Origin of the sequence: Ancylothrix sp. D3o (genome assembly GCF_025370775.1) — a bacterium.
Classification (GTDB): Bacteria; Cyanobacteriota; Cyanobacteriia; order Cyanobacteriales; family Oscillatoriaceae; genus Ancylothrix.
This window is the reverse complement of record NZ_JAMXEX010000008.1, coordinates 148,260-167,124: the sequence shown is the minus strand read 5'-3', so window position 1 is coordinate 167,124 and position 18,865 is coordinate 148,260. Positions and strand designations below refer to the sequence as shown.

Below are 18,865 nucleotides of genomic sequence, written 5' to 3'. Positions count from 1 at the left end.
TTAATATTGTTATTTTTTTGGAGATTTTGCACTCCCCCTTGGGGAAGATTAACCCTGTTAATTATTGGTGTTTGGAGAAAAGGAGGTTATTTTTATATGTTTTTCCCCTTAATTTTTGTTAAAAAAAGTTGATAAAAACGGGGAAAGTTTTTGAAAAACAAGAGATTTTTATCGTGCCATGAAATGACCCTACCGTTAATAGTTATAGGATCAAGCGGCATTTGCCCCAATTCTCAGGAATGGGGGGGTTTTTCCAGGGGTGGGGTAGGTTGAGTGGTTGAATAGGTGAAAACAAGCTGGCGTGTTTAAGCTTGGTCTACCTATATCTTAAAGCGTACTCGTATTATGTGAAGAAGTTGTGAAGGAAGCCTAAAAGTTTTATAAAGTTATGCGCTTAGGCAGATGGGAGGGGCGCTTGGTTAAGGGTTGCCAGCCATCGCCGCCAAGCGATAATTTGGCTTAAAATTTCCAGCCAAGCAACTGCGAGACTTGACTGGCAAGCATGAGCGGTTCAAAGGGTTTAGCGATCACTCCTTTTACTCCCAACTCGGCAAACCGGCGGCGGTCATTGGGCTGTACTTTGGCGGTTAATAAAATTACGGGAATATGTTGGGTAGCGCTTCCTAACTGCATTTGCTTGTAGGTTGCGGGGCCATCCATATCGGGCATCATTACATCTAGCAAGATTGCATCAGGTTGGTGGCTTTCTGCTTTGGCGATGCCTTCACTACCGGAAGCGGCTGTGAAAACTTCCCAACCGGCAACCATTTCTAGGCTCAGTTGAGCCACTTCTCGAATATCGTCTTCATCGTCAATCACTAAGATGCGCTTTAATGCCACCATCATCCTCTGAGTTATTGTTGTTTGCTGGCCTTCACTATTTTGTTTGCAATGAACAGTTTTCAGCAACACCGGCTTGATTTTATTTTTAACAATTTGCCGAAGTGTTTGGGTTGTTGGCTTGATCCACCGGCAAGCTAAAACAAAAGCAACTTCCTTCACCCAGGGTGCTTTCTGCCCAAATGCGTCCCTCGTGTTGCTGGACAATGCTGCGGCAAATGGCCAATCCCAAGCCGGTGCCGCCTTTTTGGCGAGAGTCTGAGGCGTCTACTTGTTGAAAGCGCTCAAAAATCATTTCTAACTTTTCTCTGGGAATTCCCCGCCCTTGATCTCGCACACAGATCGTTACTTGTCCTTGACTGGGTGGAGTGCCGGTTAGCCACACGGTAGAACCGGCTGGCGAAAATTTTATAGCATTACTCAGTAAATTTGTCAAGGTCTGAACTATGCGATCTGAATCGGCCCACAATTGCACCGGCAGCGGGTCAACCTCAAGGGTGACACCGGCCTTTTGAGCCATCAGTTGCAAATCTTCTGCCGCTTCTCGCATAAGATCGCCAGCGTTGCAGATTTGTTTTTGAATATTAATTTTACCGGATTCAATGCGCTCAAGATCCAAAATATCATTAATTAAGCGCACGAGTCGGTCAGTATTAGAAACAGCAATTTGCAGCATTCGTTGAGCTTTTTCGGGTTGAGCAATTAAAATTCCTGATGCCAATAAACCCATCGAGCCGCGAATAGAAGTTAAAGGAGTGCGTAACTCGTGACTAACCATTGAAATAAACTCATCTTTCATGCGTTCCATTGCCAGCCGCTCAGTGATATCTTTAAAAGTGATAACAGCGCCGGTAATTTGATTTCGTTCGCGGATAGGAGTGCTGACATATTCCACCGGAAAATAGCGGCCACTTTTATGACAAAACATTTCATCGGTAACATGATGTACAGAACCATCTTCGAGTGAAGCAAAAATGCGGCAACGTCGTTCATAAGTTTGAGTAAATTGTAATAAAATATGGACGGATTGGCCGAGAAGTTCTTTACTTTCATAACCCAGCATTCGGGAAGCGGCGGGGTTAACAAAAGCAATATTTCCCAAAGCATCTAAACCACAAATGCCTTCACCGGCAGAAGCTAAAATCAACTCATTTTGATGGCGCAAGCGTTCTAATGCAGTTTCAATCCGCTTTTGTTGAGTAATATCACGGGCAATGCGAGATATGCCGGTAATTTTACCTTGCTCGTCAAAAATGGGAGAAATTGTTAAAGACACATTAATCGGTTGACCGTCTTTTTTGATGCGGGTAGTTTCATAGTGTTGAAGTCTATCACCGGCGTTGATTCGTTCAAGAATCTGCTGCATTTCTTGGGGGTAGTCTGGTTGAGCCAAAATCGAGCAATTGCGTCCTTTCACTTCCGCCGCTGAATAGCCATAAATTTCCTCTGCGCCGGCATTCCAACTAAGAATAATGCCCTCTGGAGAAGTGCCAATAATGGCATCATCAGAAGACTCAACAATCGATGCGAGGCGGCCTAATTCTTCTTGAGCGCGTTGCAATTGTGTAATATCGCGTCCTAAGACGACTAAGCCTTTACGAGTGCCGTCAGATTCAAACAAAGGTACTTTAATCACATCATAAATTTGTGTTTCACCCTTGGAAGTGGGGATGGCTTCAAAAGCGCGAGATAACTTTTTGTAATTCCAGGCTGCCTCATCGGTTTGATCGCAGAGTAGAAAACAATCGTGGTAAAAGTTTGATAATTTGGCGAGTTCGGTATCTTTTTTGCCGATAAGCTCAGAAATTCCTAACTCAAATAATTGGGAAATTGCCTCGTTAGCTAATAACCAGCGACCGTTAGCGTCTTTAAAACAAATTATATCGGGAGTTGAATTAATCAGTGTCCGTAACTGTTCTTCGGAGGCTCGCAAAGCAGTTTCAACGCGAGAGCGTTCTGCTATTTCGGCGTTGAGTTGTTCCATTGCGGCGGTTAATTCTTGGGTGCGTTCTGCCACAAGTTCTTCAAGTTGTTCTCGATATTGTTTTAATTCTCGTTCGGTGCATTTACGTTCGGTAATATCGCGGATAACGAAAAGATGCCGGCCTGGTAAAAAGTTAGCAACTGCTGAATAATCGACATCTTTAAGAGTGCCATTCTGACAGCAAATCCGCATTTCGCCGGTGATGCGTCCTTGGGCTTTAAAATTTTCCCAAATCTGATCAAAATTAAACTCTTGTTCCCCAAGAAAATCAGCGATATGGTGGCCGATAATTTGTGGTGTTGGGGCATTGAAGAGGGCACCGGCGGCGGGGTTTACGGTGACATAATGGCCGGTGTCATTGACAATTAACATGGCATCAAGGGCGGCTTCAAATATTGCCTGTAACTGGTGAGCGCTTTCGACGAGAGCTTCTCGTGCTTGTTTACGCTCGGTGATGTCCTGAAAATAAACTGCGAGTCCTTCTTCCCCCGGATAAGCGTGGACTTCAAACCAGCGATTTAACGGTTTATAAAACCCTTCAAAATTCTCAGCTTTAGAGGTGTTGATAGTTTGGAGACATTTTTTTAAGAAAATGGAATCTACGGCATCTGGAAAAACATCACAAAGCGTTTTTCCTAAAAGTTCTGCGCGGGTTTTTTGCAATAAGTATTCGCCATGACTGTTGACAAAAGAAACGCGCTTTTGATGGTCGAGGGCAAAAAATCCATCGGTGATGCTTTCTAAAATTTTAGCAATGCGCCGGTTTGATTCAAAGAGGGCTTCTTGAATTTGTCTGAGTTCGGTAATATCTTGATTAACGCTTAGGGCTCCTAAAATTTCGCCGTTGGGTTTGCGTAAAGGCAAAGCGGAATTTAATACTGTTTTGTGCTTGCCGTCAAAGGTTTCGATATTGATGACTTCATTAAGTGAGGTTTCTCCTAATAAAACGGCTCTGCTAAGCGGCCATTCGTCCTGGGTAATTGGCTGGCCGGTGGAAGCCCACCAAGCTTTATATTCTCCGTATTCTTCGGGCGCAACATATCTGACTCCTCCCCAAATTTCTCTGCCGGCGCGGTTGACTTGGCATATTTTGCCTTGTGGATCGCTAAACCAAACTCCCACCGGCAGGCTTTCTAACATTTGAGTGAGTAATTCTTCATTTTCTTTAAGGGCTACTCTGGCTTGTTTATAATCGCTGATATCCCGACAGGTATAAAGCACTGTGCCGGTACCGATGGCAACTTGTTTGACGCTGACTAAAAGGGTGCGATTTTTTCCGCTGGGAGTTGTAATTTCTCGTTCGATGTTATGATTATCTGAAGTTTCTAAGGCGTTTTCTGTTAAGAAATTTTCTCCTAACAAATGGCGAATGTTTCCCTGTTTTAGCAGTTGCTCATGGGCGGTTTCAAAAATATGATCGATGTTGGGGGAAATATAGGTGAGATTTCCCGCTTTGTCGGCAATTAATACGGCTTCGGAAATATTGCTTAAGGTGAGCCGGTACAGTTCTTCAGACTGCCTGAGTGCGGCTTCCATTTGTTTGCGTTCGCTTAAGTCGCGGCTGACTACAAGTAAGCCTTGTCCAGAACCACCTAAAGAAATACCGGCAGATTCAACAAAGACTTCACTGCCATCAAGCCGCACTAATTTTTCTTCAATAAATGGTGATTCTTTGCAGGTTTCCTGACAAGTTTGGATGCGCTGCTTGGCGGTTTCTTGAGAGTCTAAAGCAACGAAATTAAGGACAGGTTGACCTAGTAGTTGGGCGGGGGTTTTGGCTCCAAAAAGTTTGAGGCCGGCGGGATTAATAAAAGAAATTCGTCCTGCTTCTTGAACCATCACTGATTCTGGCAATAATTCGACCAAATATCGGTAGCGTTCTTCGCTTTGCCGCAAGGCGGTTTCTGTGGCTTTGAGAAACTCACGGGAACGCAAAGCCATGATGCCGTAGGCTAAATCGTCTGCGAGTTCTTTGAGAAGCTGGATTTCTTGGGGGTCAAATGCGGTTAGGAGGGTGCTATAAATGGTGATGACACCAAAAACGGTGTTAGTTTCGTTTTTATGGGTTTCTAAGCTGTCTGAAGGCTTTTTTGTTAAGGGTAAAACGATGGCTGACCCTAATTTAAATGTTATCGGTGTGCCTGGGTTTTGAGGGATGCTGTTTCGGACAATGCCAGGGGCGCCGGTGCCCAGAGCAACGCTGATTAATTGGGGTAATTCTTGTAAGTTTTCGGCTTGTTTTAAAATTACTTGGTTGCCGGCTTTGGCTGCGGTTTGTAAATATTTTTCGTGGTCTAATGAGAGCAGTTCTACGCTACAAGCGCTATATTTACCAGTTTCGACGATTAGGCGACAAATGTCTGTTAAAAGTTCGGATTCTTTTTTGGCTCGCACTAAGGCTTGATTACAATCGCAAAGTAATCGCAAAAAGCGGTTAGCGTGACAGAGTTCTTCTTCTATTAGTTTGCGTTCGGTTAAGTCGTGGACGATGACAGAAAATCCGATTACTGAATCCTCTTCTTTTAAACTGGTGATGAGTACAGATGCCCAAAACGGAGAGCCGTCTTGACGAATGCGGACGCCTTCATCTTCACAGGAACCGACTAAACTGGCGAGTTGTAGTTCTTGGTGGGGTTTGCCGCTGTCGGTATCTTGTTGTAAATAAAATTGCGATAAGTTTTTTCCTAAGATTGTGTTCGCTTGATATCCCATGATGCGCTCTGCACCGGCATTCCAGCTTACAATGTTGCCGGTGGTATCGAGCATGAAGATAGCATAGTCTCTCACGCCTTCTACTAATAGGCGAAAGCTTTCTTCGCTTTGCCAGGTGGTGTTGTTGAGCATGGAAAATGGGGGTTGGGTAGAGTTTGTTTACTGGGGGATACCAAGTTTGGATTTTAGATTTTAACAAGCCAGCCGGTAAAGGTATTTTAGGGGGTGATCTCTATTATCCTTTGTACAAAATGGCATCAGTAACGGTCAATATCAAAATTCATATCTTGCAGAAATAATCGCCTGCCCTATAGTATTTCGATTTTGACCTTGTTGGCAGCAATGATGAAGAATCGGGCGAATGCCCCGCACGCTTCTTTTTTTTTGCTCTTGATATTACCGTAGCGCGTTTGGCTGATTTTGAAGTTATATTTTTTTGAAGTTCAGTAATTACCGATAGGGGAGGGTGGCGTTAGCCATTGGGTTTTTTTTTCTTAAAGAAATATTAAGTTTCTAGGAGTCTGTGGGCGGGCAATATTGCGTTTAAGAGTTTTTTTGGGGGTTTTTTAAGAATTTTCAAAGATTTTCCGCCGATTTCTTGTGAAGAGTTTAGGCAATTAAGAAGTGGATTCCCTGGGATTACCTAGAGGCTTGTTAGGGGGAAGAGCAGATGGAGAAACATTGTGAGAGGCGCTTGTTAAAAGTACATAACTTTAGGGTGTCAATACGTCTAGGAATTTCGCACCATTGCTTGCATAATGGAGTTTCAGTAAATTTTATGAGACCGAGTTATCAATGGGACGCGCTACCAAAGTTGTGCTGGCATATTCGGGCGGGGTCGATACCTCTGTCTGTATCCCTTATCTGAAAGAGGAGTGGGGAGTTGAGGAAGTTATTACGCTGGCTGCGGATTTAGGCCAGGGAGAGGAACTAGGGCCCATTAAGGAAAAGGCTTTGAAATCAGGCGCAAGTGTGTCTCTGGTGGAAAATGCCCAAGAAAGTTTTGTCAAAGATTACGCTTTTGCGGCAATTCGTGCCAATGCGCTTTATGAAAATCGCTATCCGCTTTCTACGGCGTTGGCTCGTCCGTTGATTGCGAAGTTGTTGGTGGAGGCGGCTGAAAAATATGGTGCGGATGCGGTGGCGCATGGTTGCACCGGCAAGGGTAATGATCAGGTGCGTTTTGATGTGTCTATTGCGGCGTTGAATCCTAATATAAAGGTTCTTGCACCGGCCCGCGAATGGGGGATGAGTCGTGAGGAAACGATTGCTTATGGTGAGCGTTTTGGCATCCCGACGCCGGTGAAAAAGTCTTCGCCGTTTAGTATTGACCGCAATTTGCTCGGACGCAGTATTGAGGCCGGCCCGTTGGAAGACCCCTGGACTGAACCCCCAGAAGAAATTTATGCGATGACTAAGGCTATTGCGGATACTCCGAATGAGCCGGATTATGTAGAGATTGGTTTTGAAAAGGGTAATCCGGTAAGTTTGAATGGTCAAACTTTATCGGGGATTGAGTTAATTACCCAGTTGAATGAAGTGGTGGGTAAGCACGGTGTCGGTCGCATTGACATGGTGGAAAACCGGCTGGTGGGTATTAAATCCCGCGAAATTTATGAGGTGCCGGCGTTGTTGGTGCTAATTCAAGCACACCGGGATATTGAAAGTTTGTGTTTGACTGCGGATGTGAGCCACTATAAGCGGGGTATTGAGGAAACTTACGCAAAGTTGATTTATAACGGCTTGTGGTACAGTCCGCTAAAAGCTGCTTTGGATGGGTTTATTGATCAGACTCAGGAACGGGTGAGCGGTACGGTTCGCTTGAAGTTGTTTAAGGGCAATGCGACGATTGTAGGCCGCCAGTCGGATAATTCGCTTTATACGCCTGATTTGGCAACCTATGGGGCTGAGGATAAGTTTGATCACAAGGCTGCGGAAGGCTTTATTTATGTTTGGGGTCTTCCTACTCGTGTTTGGTCTGAAAAAACTCGCGGCTAGGTGAGAAAAAGCTGGGGACTGTTCCCCTGTAGCGCAGGCTTCCCGCCTGCGCCAATCGCCAATCGCAGGCGGGACAAATGTGCCGGCCCTTGTTTGGGATATTTATTCTTCTTCACCGGCAGCAGCGCGAGATTCTAACCAGAGAGGAACTACGATCCAGGCGACGACGAGGAGGAGGGCAGCAACGCCAAATTTTGCGGCCCAGGAGACAAGTTGCTCAAGGGGGACGACACGACCGGCAAAAAATGAAATAGAGACCATTACACTTGCCCAAGCGGCGGCACCGGCCAAGTTATAAGCCATAAATTTGAGAAAAGGCATTCCGGCGATGCCGGCAAGAGGACTGGCAACGATGCGTAAGAGGGCGAGAAAGCGTCCGACGAATACGGTTTTGCCGGCGTTTTCGCTGAATTTTTCTTTGAGTTCTAGCAGTTTCTTTTCTTTGATGCGGAAGAGTTTGCCAAAGGCGAGGAGTAAGGGCCAACCACCGTATCTACCAAGCCCATATCCAATGCTACCGCCGATGGAGGCACCGAGGATCGCTGAGCCGAGTACAAACCAGTAGTTGAGTTCGCCGCTGCCGGCCAGGAAGCCACCGGCTAGGGTGATAGTTTCGCCGGGGAGGGGTAAGCCCAGGTTTTCGAGGAGAATTCCCAGAAATACTGCGAAATATCCGTAATGATGGGCGATTTCTTGGATTTTTTCGAGGGAGATAAATTCAAAGGACATTGACTGGAGCCTTCATATTTAGTTAGATTTTTTATTATTTTGTAACATATTGCCACCGCTGTAAGCTGCTTTGATAGGTGAAGGGCTGGCTTGTGATGGAAATCACGGGTTTGCTGTGATGAGGGGCAATAGTTTCGGGCGCAATTTATTAGATGTTAGTAATATCAGGGTTGATATTCTATTTTGAATTTTTGGCTGTTTAAAAGTAACCTATCTTTAGGGGTAAAAAGTATGCTATCCACCCATGTAAATAATGCTGTTATTTTGGAACCTCCGCCCCGTCTTGATGCTATAACTGGCCTGCTTTTTTATGAAACAATAGCGGCGCTTGTGTCGCGGTCTGAGGGTGTTTGGTTGGTGGATATGACGGATGTGGTTTTTGTTGATAGTCGAGGGTTGTTGTCTTTGGTGAGGGGGTTGCGTTTAGCGCGGCAGGGAAGTTGCCGGTTGGTTTTGTGTAATGTGAAGCCCACAGTACGCTTGATTTTTGAAATTACTCAGCTTGACCGGGTTTTTGAGATTTTTGAGGGCCGGGAATGGGTGGAAAATCCGCCGATTTTGGTGGGAGCGTAGAAAGGATATTTTTATAGCAGATGTGGGTAAATTTGTCAAGTATATTTTGGGAGAATGCCGGGGGTTATACCGGCATTTCGCATTTTCGGGAGATAGAAAAATTAGGCGTTGCCAAAGGAGGGAAGATCGAGGTTGCCGTTGCCGGTGAGTTTGGGGAGGTCTAGTTTGCCTCCTACTTTGCGGTTACGGACAGCAAGCCGGTAGCTGACGCTTTGCAGTTCGGCGTGGAGTTGGCGGTTTTCTTTTTGGAGGGCTTCGACTTTTTCTTTAACCGGCGCCATGCGTTCGGCAAATTTGTCGCGGTAGACGTTGGGGAGTTCTTGGACGACTTGCTCTAACATTCTGGCACGGTCTGTTAGTTCGGTGACAGAATGACGCAGGCTATAAATTTCTGAGTCGCGTTGAGAAATTTGTTCTTGATAGAAGGTAACTTGTTGTTCTAAGCCTTCGATTTGTTCACGCAGACTATTGAGTTGGGCTTTGTGTTGTTCGGTAAATTCGGGTTGGGGGATGAATTGCGGTTTGCCTTTGACGAGGCGAAACAGTTCTTGAGAAAGTTGTTGCACGAGTTGCTCGCGCATTTGCAGTTCTTCTTTGAGTTGGGCGTTTTCTGCTTGTAGGGCTTGGATGTCGGTTTGGCTCACGGTCTGTTAGCTCCTTTGATTCTTGTTTTTTATGATAGTGGTGCGTGGGGCCGGTTGCCGAGGGTTAGTTATAAATTTACAATTGGTTTACCATTGGCCGAGTCTCCGCAGAGTTTCAATATCGGCTTGCCGGTCTTCTGGTTCATAGTCTAGGTTAATTCCCCGGTTGGCAAGTTCTTTTTGAAATTGTAAAACGTTGATTCCTGCAAAAAGGCGAGCTTTGGCGATGCTGATTTTTTTTTGTTGATAAAGCAGAATAGCTATTTCGAGTTTTAATTCTTCTTCGGTGATTTTGGCTGCTTGCAAGAAGTCATCGGGGATGGTGAGAGACATAGCTAATTTTCGTGGGGTTGATTTGGATTTTAGCTGGCCGGTGGAGTCCTCGCCTTTTTTGACAAAAGTTTAAGAAACCGGGTTTCTAATTTGTAGAGACGTTCCGGCGGAACGTCTGTACTGTACGTCTATTTTTTCGGGTTTAAGAAACTCGGTTTCTTGGCTACTAACACCCCCGCCGACTCGCCACCGGCATCCGCCAACCGGTACCAAAAGCGCGATCTGTAACCTTTAATCCTGGTGGTGCTTGCCGGCGTTTAAACTCCGCAATTTTCACCAACCTTGCCACCCTTTCCACCGTCGCAGCATCATGTCCCGCTGCTACAATTTGAGTGGGTGATTCATGGTTGTGAATCAAGCGATTTAAAATGTCATCTAAAACCTCATATTCGGGCAAAGAGTCTTGATCTTTCTGCCCTGGTTTTAACTCAGCACTAGGCGCTTTTGTAATCACATTTTCGGGAATAATTTCCCGTCCCTGAAAGTCATTTAACCACCGGCAAATTTTATAAACTCGTGTTTTTGGCACATCTGCTATCGCTGCCAAACCGCCATTCATATCACCGTAAAGCGTGCAATATCCCACTGCCATTTCTGATTTGTTGCCGGTGGATAACAGCAAATGCCCAAACTTATTAGACACCGCCATTAACAAATTTCCGCGAATTCGAGATTGGATATTTTCTTCAGCAAGTCCGAAAGCAGTGCCGGTAAACATTTCTGCCAAAGTTTTATCATAATCTTGCATTAAATCGCCAATCGGCAAAGTTTGGGTTTTCATTCCTAAACTTTCCGCAAGTTTAAGGGCATCTGTAATAGAATGATCTGAACTATAAGGAGAAGGCATTAACACGCCTAAGACATTTTCTGCACCTAAAGCTTCCGCCGCAATGGCTGCAACTAAAGATGAATCAATCCCACCACTTAACCCCAAAACAACTTTTTTGAAACCGCATTTTTTGGCATAATCTCGCACACCCAAAACCAGCGCCGAAAACATTTCCTCGTTTTCATTATTAGCGATGCTGGCGATGTTGGCTTTTAATAAATCTTTTTGTTGTTCTTCAAATTCTATTTCCGCTAAATCTTCTTCAAATGCTGCACCACGAAACACCATTTCCCCAGCACGATTATAGGCTACACTACAGCCATCAAAAATTAAGTCATCATTACCGCCGATTTGATTGGCATAAATAATCGGAATTTGAAATCTTGTGGCGCAGTGGTGCAGCATTTCTTGGCGCACTTTATGCTTATTTACGCTGTAGGGTGAGGCGGATAAATTTACGATTAAATCAACAGCAATTTCGGCTAAGTCGGCGATGGGGTTTGCTGTGTAACTGCGCTTACCCCAAAATTGCTCATCGTTCCATAAATCCTCACAAATTGTTACGCCTATTTTGAGGTTATCGAGGTTAAAAAAGTTGCTTTCTCCGCCTGGTTCAAAATAGCGGTGTTCGTCGAAAACATCGTAAGTCGGGAGTAGTCTTTTGTGGAATATTTGCTTGATTTGATTGTTGTCAAGTAAGGCGATGCTGTTAAAGAGGGTTTTGCCGCCGGTGATGCTGGCTTTGCTGTTGAGGTCAACGGTTCCTACGAGTACGGCTATATTTGGGGGAAGTTCGGCGGCAAGTTGTTGTAGATGGCTTTGCATTGTTTCTACAAAGCAGGGGTCTAATAATAAATCTCTGGGGGGATATCCGCTGAGGGATAGTTCGGGGGTGAGAAGGAGACGGCTGCCGGTTTTGGCGGCGTTTTTTGCGGCGGTTAATATTTTTTCGGTGTTGCCGGTAATGTCGCCTATGATGGGGTTGAGTTGGGCTATTGTTATTTTCATGGTTTGTTTTTCAAGGGTTTTTTAGCTGGTTTTTTGAACTTACAAAAAGAAACCGGGTTTCTCATAAAAATCAAAGATTATCAAAGAGAAATCCACGAAAAAACCGGGTTTCTGACTTCAACGTGGGTATGTGCTGTGGGGGTTTTATATGAATACTAGGGGTTTGTCTTTTAAAGGTGCAAAGGCTTGGGCATCAAAGCGGTAGAGACTGGCCGGCCTGCCTGCGCCTCTGCTGACTTTTACGCCGGTGTCTGATAAAAAGCCTAGCTTTAAAAGTCGGCTTCTAAAATTAGAGTAGTCTGAGAAGTTTTCTCCTAAAATGATTGTGTACAGTTGATAGATATCTCCCAAAGTGAATACTTCGGGTAATACTTCAAAGGCTATTGGGCTATATTCTAGTTTATTTCGCAAACGGCGGTAGCCATATTGTAGGATTTGGTTGTGATCAAAGGCTAAAGTTGGTATGTGTTCAAGGGGATACCATGCTATGCCGGTTAGTCCGTTTGCGATCAGTTCGGCTTCTTCAAATCTTACTAGGGCAAAATAACTCACGGCTAAGTATCTTTGCCCAAATGATTCGGGTGATTCTCTGGGATCTCTTCCTGGCCCTCCAAAGGTGTAAAGTTGTTCTAAATAGAGATTTTTAACGCGAATTTTTTCGGCTAAAATTCGGTAGGCTGCGTCTTCTAATGATTCTCCTTGTCGTACTAATGTACCTGGTAAGCACCATTGTCCTAAATAGGGTTCATCGGGGCGCATTACTAATAGCACTAGCAGCCGGTTTTGGGCGGTATCGACGGAGAATATAACGTTATCTACGCCTACTTTAAAGTCGGCGAGGAGTTGTCTTTTTACCGGCACCGGCATTTTTTTAAGTTCGCGTCCCGTCATACATACAATTTTTGTTTATGGATATAGTCTTCCACCGGCGCCGTTAAGACTTCCGATGCACCTTTTTCTCGATACTCTGTTGATGATACTGCCAAACCTTTTATGCTGGCTATCTCAAATTTTGCTTTCTTTTCTCTAAGTTCCTGCAATCGGGAAAAGTCGTCAATTGCATATCCTGGGCGTGGGATTATTAATAGCTTAACTTGCTGCAATAAATCTTCGGCACGATACCAGCGTGGCAATTGATTTAATAAGTCTGATCCGATGACTAAAGTAAATTCGGCTTGGGGCCATTTTTGTTTGGCTTGTTCAACGGTTATTATGGTTCGAGAATGGCTTAGGTCTGGATATAAGGTGATATTTTCTGGTTTTGGGGTGATATGTTCTATTAGTAACCACAGCATTGTTTGCCGGTGTTCTAGGGGGGTTTGATGGGCTTTAAATGGGTTGTCGGATGCCCATACTGCTACACTGTCAAAGTGTTGCGAAAGCCAAGTTAGGATTTTTTGGTGGCCGGTTGTTGGCGGATCGGCGCTGGTTCCAAATAAGGCGATTTTAGTCATAAGTAATTGGTTATTTGTCGTTTTTCAAGGTCTACATATATCTGCGCCAAAGAGTGGCACCGGCCCTAAATTGGTTATCATGTCATTTGTTCTTGGTTAAGGACTAAGGACTTATTTGAGCGATTAAATCTTGCAAACCGGCTGATAATTTTACTTCTATACTTGCCGGTTTTTTTAATCGGCGAATTAGGGGGGGTAGGCTGGCGACAGAGTTAGCTGTACGTTGGGCTATTAGTTCTAGGGGTTCTGTTGGTTCTAGGCGTTTTCCTTCTTTGAAAACTAATTGTAATAAGCCGCTTTCTTCTGTTGGCGATTTTTCGCTTATTAAACCTAATTCTTCAGCAACAATTTGGCCGTTTTCATAATGGCGGTAAATTTGTTTGCGGCCAGGATAACTGCCTTTGCCTTGGGATTTTTTCATAACAGGTATTCCTTCGATTTCGACTAATTTGTACACGCCATTAACGGGGGGGCCGGTGACTAATTTTGTGCCTAGTCCATAGCCGTTTATTTTGGCACCGGCACTTTGCAATCTAGCAATTTCCCATTCATCAAGATCGCCGCTGGCAAATATAGGAATTCCAGGTAATAAGGTTCTGACTTTTTGGGAAATTGTGACTAAATCTCCTGAGTCTATTCTGACTCCCCGGAGTTCAATTTCTCCGGCTTGCAGTTTTTGGGCTAGGATGCGGGCGGCTTCGATGGTGTCGTAGGTGTCGATCAGTAGGGGGGCGCCGGGGAAGTAGTGATGAAAGGCGCTAAAGGCTTGCCCTTCGGTGCCTTGGGTGGCGGTGAGGGCCATAATTAGGGAGTGGGCCATTGTGCCGGCGGGCTTGCGGCCTAGTTTGAGGGCGGCGAGGACGTTTGAGGTGTTGTCTATTCCTGCGGCTAAGGCGGCTCTGGCGGCCCACAGGGAGCCTTGGGGGCTGAAGGCTCGCCGGGTACCAAATTCATATAAAGTGGCTCCAGGGCCGGCTACGTCGCGCAATCGTGCGGCTTTTGTGGCGATCAGGGTTTGGTAGTTGAGGGTGTTGAGCAGGTAGGTTTCGACGAGTTGGGCTTGCCAGAGGGGGGCTTCGACTCGCAAAATGGGTTCGTAGGGAAAAATTGCTGTGCCTTCGGGTACTGCCCATATATCGCCTGTGAACCGGCCTTCGGCTAAGATTGTCCAAAAGCGATCTGGGGCGTCGCTGAAGATGCCGGTGGCTTGCAGGGCTGCGATTTGTTCGCCGGTAAAGTGCAGTTGTTCGAGGTAGTCTAGGGCTTGGGCCAGTCCCATTGCAATTAGGTAGCCGAAGTTTTCGGGTAGCCGGCGCGCAAAAAGTTCAAAGCTGGCTCTTCTTTGGTCTATGCCTTCTCCGATGTAGCAGGCTGTCATTGTCAACTGGTACAGGTCGGTGAGCAGGCTGTAGTCTTCGGGGTAAAGGTTGAGGTCTGGGTTGTCTTTTTTACCGGCTTGCGGTCTTGGTTCGGCCAGGGGGCCGGTGGGATCGGTCGCTATGCTCATGGCGGGGTTCCGTCAGGCGGTCTGTTTTTTTTAATTATAGTACATATTACCATAAATGTTATCTTTAATTTTTGATTAAGTTCGGCTTTTCGAGCTTTTGGGTTGGTATTTTGCCTTAATTAATCGTGATATGAGTAATTCTGCTTAAGCTGATATAGTTTTTTTTACCATAATAAGGAGGTGCGGATCAATCGCCTGGCAATCACCGGCCTAACGAGGTGATTAAAACCTAAGCTGGCTTTTCAGCTATCAATTTTTCTTGATTTTTAGCTTTGTTTCTTTAGGTGATTGTACTTGACAAATCAATGTTTTTTGAAATGATATAATTAGGGCCGCCCTGCGAAAGCAAGAGTTATGCTTGTCAGAAACAATGTCAGGTTAGGCCAGCTTGAGGGTAAAAATTTTTGGTGATTGCGATTAAGAAAATTATGGCAGACTTTACTCACAAACCCAGAATTCTTTTTTTGTATGGTTCTTTGCGCGAGCGTTCTTATAGTCGTTTATTGGCTGAAGAAGCATCTCGAATTATTGAGGATTTTGGTGCGGAAGTTAGATTTTTTGACCCGCGAGATTTGCCGATTTTTGGTAGCGTACCTGATAGCCATCCCAAGGTTCAAGAATTGCGGGAGTTGAGTATTTGGTCAGAGGGTCAAGTGTGGTCTAGTCCAGAAATTCACGGCAATATTACGGGGATTTTAAAGAATCAAATTGATTGGATTCCTCTTAGTGTGGGGGCTGTTAGACCAACTCAAGGTAGAACTTTGGCGGTGATGCAAGTTAGCGGGGGTTCGCAGTCTTTTAATGCTGTTAATTCGCTGCGGATTTTGGGCCGGTGGATGCGGATGTTTACGATTCCAAATCAGTCTTCGGTGGCTAAGGCTTATCAGGAATTTAACGAAGATGGAACAATGAAAGATTCACCTTATCGAGATAGGGTTGTGGATGTTATGGAGGAACTTTATAAGTTTACTGTTTTGTTGCGAGATAAGGTTGATTATCTTACGGATCGCTATAGTGAACGTAAGGAAAAGACGGCTAAGGAGACAATTGTTGTGGCAAATCGTGCCCTTGAAAAAAATGCGGCTAAGCCTGTCTAAAGTTTAAAGGTTTTCCACCCACAAAAAGCGAGATTTTTTAATTTTGTGGGTTGGAATTACACTCTCTAGGACAGGGGTTTTTTGGAAATAATTTAACGGGTTGGTGGGTTGGGGTTTCGTCAGTAATTTTTAAGAGGTTTTCGGGAATGTCTAGGCGTTTTTTTTGCCAGGTTTGAAGTTCTTTTTCAAATTGCTGTCTTCCTTGGCTGAAAAATTGCTGTGAGCCGGTGGGATAATATAATCCGTTGAGTACGCTGTGGGGAATTTCTATTGCTGATGCTGGTTTTGTTAGGCCGGCAATGGTTGCTAGAGCTAGGGTGGTCGGTGTGATTTTATTGAGGATTTGGTGTTGGCTGAGGTTTAGCATTTTTGTTTGTTTGGTTAATTTTAAAGGGGTCTGCTTATATTATAAAATACCAGGCTAAATTGGGATGACAAATTGCTTGGCAAGACACGGATAATATTTATGCCCGGATGCTGAAAAGTCGAAATTGTGATAAATACAAACTCTGGGTTTAAAAAAGTATGTGTTAAGATAAAAGTGAAAATTGCCAAGCAAAAATCAAATGTGCCGACTTCTTGGGTATCTTGGTTCACCAATTCTGCTAGACTATATTCTCAACAAACCTGAACATTCGTTAATTGTTCAAAGTTACCAACCCCGTGAAATGACAGCCGGCCTCTTAAATGCGGATGGTTTTGGCATTGGTTGGTATCACCCAACGCGAGAAACAGAAGCGTTTGTTTATAAGCAAACGATGCCAATTTGGAATGATATTAATCTACAACAATTAAGCCGGTATATTGAATCTGGCTGTGTGGTGGCAAATGTCCGCAGTGCAACAAACGGTCAGTCGGTGGATTTAAATAATTGCCATCCTTTTAAGTACGAAAATCTGCTTTTTACCCACAACGGATTTATCGAAAATTTCCGCAAAAGCCTTTATAAACCAATTCGTTCTCGTTTAAATGATGAGGCGTATTTGCATATTCAAGGCAATACGGATTCTGAGCATATTTTTGCTTTGTTTCTCACGGAATGGCAAAATGGTAATGTGCCGATTGATGTGGCTTTTTATAAGACTATCCAAATTATAAAAGAGTTGGCGGATGAGTATCAAATTTCGGTTTCTGCAAATATGATCCTCAGCGATGGAAAACAACTTGTTGCAAGTCGGTTTGCTCATCGAACTTCTGTTCCTTCTTTATACTGGGTAAGGGATGATCTGCAATTTCCCCAAGCGGTTATGATTGCATCAGAACCGATGTTTGCGGGAAACTGGCATACTTGTGCAGAAAATAGCATACTGATTGCAAATAATGACGATATTCAGGTCTATGAGTTGTAGAAATCATATTCGCAAAGCTTTGGAAGAATGCCGCACCGGCACATTGAAAATGTTTGAAAATATGGATGCGCTGATGTTTTGTAAACAAGTGCATCCAGAATTTAGTCCGCCTGGTTGGCATTTGGGGCATATTGCTTATACGGAGGCACTTTGGGTTTTGCAGCGGATGGGGGGATATGAGCCGGTTTTTCCGCAATATCATCAACTTTTTGCTGCGGATGGTTTGCCAAAACATAAGCGTCAGGAATTACCGGGTTTTGCGGAGATTTGTGATTATTTAACAACGGTGCGCGAGAAGGTTTTGTTTTATTTGGAAACGGCGCCGGTGGAGGCACAAGAAAGGCTATGGTGGTTTCTGATTCAGCATGAATGTCAGCATTGTGAAACAATTGCTTTTGTGACTTTTTTAGCTAATTGGCAAGCGGAATCTCTCGCTTCTTTCCCCCTAACTCAATCCCCCTTAGCGGGTGAAACCCAGGGAAATTTCCCCTCCAAAGAAGCGAGTTTATCAGAGATGATAAAAATTAGCGCCGGCAGTTTTGAAATGGGGAGTAATGCAATTGATGCGCTTGATAATGAACGCCCTCAGCATTCTGTTTTTTTAGATACTTATTGGATAGATCGCTATCCCGTGACTTGTGGCGAATATGCAAAGTTTATTGAAGCTGGGGGTTATCAAAAAGCGGAATTTTGGTCAGAAAAAGGCTGGAAGTGGCTGCAAGAAAATCCTGTTTCTCAACCGCTTTACTGGAACCCCATTTCAGGTAATGAAAATCACCCTGTTTGTGGGGTAAGTTGGTATGAGGCGGATGCTTATGCAAGATTTGCAAACAAGCGTTTGCCGACAGAGGCGGAATGGGAAAAGGCTGCTTGTTGGGATTCAAAAATGGCAAAGTCTCGCATCTATCCTTGGGGCGATATTTTTGATGATCAACAGCGATGTAATCTTTCTTTCTGCGACAATTCTGGTCAAGAAAATCTTACCCCCATAGGTAATTTTAGGGCGGGGACTAGCTTCTGGGGCTGTGAGGATATGCTGGGAAATGTTTGGGAGTGGACGAGTAGCTGGTTTGATGGCTATGAGGGCTTTGAGTGGTACCCTTATCCTGGTTATTCCCAAGTTTATTTTGATGGTTTGCATAGAGTCCTTAAAGGGGGAAGTTGGGCCACTCGTCCTCTGGCAATTCGATGCAGTTTTCGCAATTGGTATCATCCCGGAATGCGCTGCATTTTGGCCGGGTTTCGCTGTGCGAAAAGTGAATAATTTTTAGGGAATTTAGTTTTGTTTCTTTTTCTCCCTCTTTGAGGATATTTAATGCTATAATGACGCACAAAACTGTGTATTTATTGAAAACAGGGAGTCAAAAAAATGACTTTTAGACTTTTGATAACCGCAGTCTTGTGTGTCATTTCTTTGTTTCTAATGTTGGTGGCGGTTGCTTTTGCTTCAATGCTTGGATTGTCGGATCGTGAAAATGGGAAAAGCCAAGAAGCAAACAGGCTTTTTTTATTTCTGCTGGGATGGGGAATTTTGCAGGCCGGCAGTTCTATTTTACCTTTATTTCTGATTGGCGATATTTTGGAAACTTCCCAGATTTTCTATTCTTTGAAAATTTACCTTACTGTTACCGTGATTGGGGCTGGGGGTTATGGATTTTTGGCCCGCAAGGAAATTCAACAGTTTTTTAGAAATGACTGAGAGGGCAAAAATATTTCGCGGGAGGGTATTAAATTTTCCGGGGTTGCGCTATAGTTTGCAACATCGGTTTTTTGCCGATGTTTTTTTTACATTTTAGTGTTGTTAACCA

16 protein-coding genes are annotated in these 18,865 nt (G+C 44.4%); 6 read left to right on the top strand and 10 right to left on the bottom strand.

The features are described 5' to 3' along the window. Positions 1-459: 459 nt before the first annotated feature. Both NG798_RS15575 and NG798_RS15570 read right to left on the bottom strand, forming a co-directional pair. Positions 460-840, bottom strand: a complete 381-nt coding sequence (locus NG798_RS15575; protein ID WP_375338973.1) for a response regulator — start codon at positions 838-840, stop codon at positions 460-462. Between the two features lie 88 nt (positions 841-928). Next, positions 929-5,668: a PAS domain S-box protein gene (locus NG798_RS15570; RefSeq protein WP_261224591.1), complete on the bottom strand. Its 4,740-nt coding sequence runs from the start codon at positions 5,666-5,668 to the stop codon at positions 929-931. 663 nt (positions 5,669-6,331) lie between these two features. On the opposite strand from NG798_RS15570, the gene NG798_RS15565 reads away from it, so the two are divergent. Then, entirely contained in the window at positions 6,332-7,534 is a 1,203-nt protein-coding gene (locus NG798_RS15565; protein ID WP_261224590.1) for an argininosuccinate synthase, read from the top strand. Positions 7,535-7,636: 102 nt separating this feature from the next. On the opposite strand, the gene NG798_RS15560 is transcribed toward NG798_RS15565, so the two are convergent. Beyond that, positions 7,637-8,263 carry a DedA family protein gene (locus NG798_RS15560; RefSeq protein ID WP_261224589.1) on the bottom strand — a complete coding sequence of 209 codons (627 nt, stop codon included), beginning with the start codon at positions 8,261-8,263 and terminating at the stop codon, positions 7,637-7,639. A 231-nt stretch (positions 8,264-8,494) separates the two neighbouring features. On the opposite strand from NG798_RS15560, the gene NG798_RS15555 reads away from it, so the two are divergent. Further along, positions 8,495-8,836: an STAS domain-containing protein gene (locus NG798_RS15555; RefSeq protein WP_261224588.1), complete on the top strand. Its 342-nt coding sequence runs from the start codon at positions 8,495-8,497 to the stop codon at positions 8,834-8,836. A 101-nt stretch (positions 8,837-8,937) separates the two neighbouring features. On the opposite strand, the gene NG798_RS15550 is transcribed toward NG798_RS15555, so the two are convergent. From NG798_RS15550 to NG798_RS15525, 6 genes are all read right to left on the bottom strand, one after another. Next, on the bottom strand, positions 8,938-9,480 hold the full coding sequence (locus NG798_RS15550) for an Npun_F5560 family protein (RefSeq protein WP_261224587.1): 543 nt from the start codon (positions 9,478-9,480) through the stop codon (positions 8,938-8,940). A gap of 87 nt (positions 9,481-9,567) precedes the next feature. After that, the gene (locus tag NG798_RS15545) at positions 9,568-9,813 is read right to left on the bottom strand and encodes a UPF0175 family protein (protein WP_261224586.1); all 246 of its coding nucleotides are present in this window, start codon (positions 9,811-9,813) and stop codon (positions 9,568-9,570) included. Positions 9,814-9,979: 166 nt separating this feature from the next. After that, a complete protein-coding gene (locus tag NG798_RS15540) occupies positions 9,980-11,650 on the bottom strand; it encodes an NAD+ synthase (RefSeq protein WP_261224585.1) in 1,671 nt (556 codons plus the stop codon). 144 nt (positions 11,651-11,794) lie between these two features. Then, positions 11,795-12,541 (bottom strand): NUDIX hydrolase, encoded by a 747-nt coding sequence (locus NG798_RS15535; RefSeq protein ID WP_261224584.1) that lies wholly within the window; start codon positions 12,539-12,541, stop codon positions 11,795-11,797. After that, the gene (locus tag NG798_RS15530) at positions 12,538-13,104 is read right to left on the bottom strand and encodes a nicotinate-nucleotide adenylyltransferase (RefSeq protein WP_261224583.1); all 567 of its coding nucleotides are present in this window, start codon (positions 13,102-13,104) and stop codon (positions 12,538-12,540) included. Before NG798_RS15530 ends, NG798_RS15535 begins: the two co-directional genes overlap by 4 nt. A gap of 103 nt (positions 13,105-13,207) precedes the next feature. Then, positions 13,208-14,611: a nicotinate phosphoribosyltransferase gene (locus tag NG798_RS15525; protein ID WP_261224582.1), complete on the bottom strand. Its 1,404-nt coding sequence runs from the start codon at positions 14,609-14,611 to the stop codon at positions 13,208-13,210. 428 nt (positions 14,612-15,039) lie between these two features. Here NG798_RS15525 and arsH point away from each other — a divergent pair, with 428 nt between their 5' ends. Continuing rightward, a complete protein-coding gene (arsH, locus tag NG798_RS15520) occupies positions 15,040-15,708 on the top strand; it encodes an arsenical resistance protein ArsH (RefSeq protein WP_261224581.1) in 669 nt (222 codons plus the stop codon). 37 nt (positions 15,709-15,745) lie between these two features. On the opposite strand, the gene NG798_RS15515 is transcribed toward arsH, so the two are convergent. Beyond that, positions 15,746-16,075, bottom strand: coding sequence for a hypothetical protein (locus NG798_RS15515; protein WP_261224580.1), 330 nt, complete (start codon positions 16,073-16,075; stop codon positions 15,746-15,748). A 199-nt stretch (positions 16,076-16,274) separates the two neighbouring features. Here NG798_RS15515 and egtC point away from each other — a divergent pair, with 199 nt between their 5' ends. The 3 genes from egtC to NG798_RS15500 all read left to right on the top strand — a co-directional run bounded on the left by egtC (position 16,275) and on the right by NG798_RS15500 (position 18,756). Continuing rightward, a complete protein-coding gene (gene egtC / locus NG798_RS15510) occupies positions 16,275-17,057 on the top strand; it encodes an ergothioneine biosynthesis protein EgtC (RefSeq protein ID WP_261224579.1) in 783 nt (260 codons plus the stop codon). Beyond that, the gene (locus tag NG798_RS15505; RefSeq protein WP_261224578.1) at positions 17,047-18,321 is read left to right on the top strand and encodes an ergothioneine biosynthesis protein EgtB; all 1,275 of its coding nucleotides are present in this window, start codon (positions 17,047-17,049) and stop codon (positions 18,319-18,321) included. Before egtC ends, NG798_RS15505 begins: the two co-directional genes overlap by 11 nt. A 105-nt stretch (positions 18,322-18,426) precedes the next feature. Then, complete coding sequence (locus NG798_RS15500) at positions 18,427-18,756, top strand: hypothetical protein (RefSeq protein WP_261224577.1); 330 nt, start codon at positions 18,427-18,429, stop codon at positions 18,754-18,756. Positions 18,757-18,865: the final 109 nt, after the last annotated feature.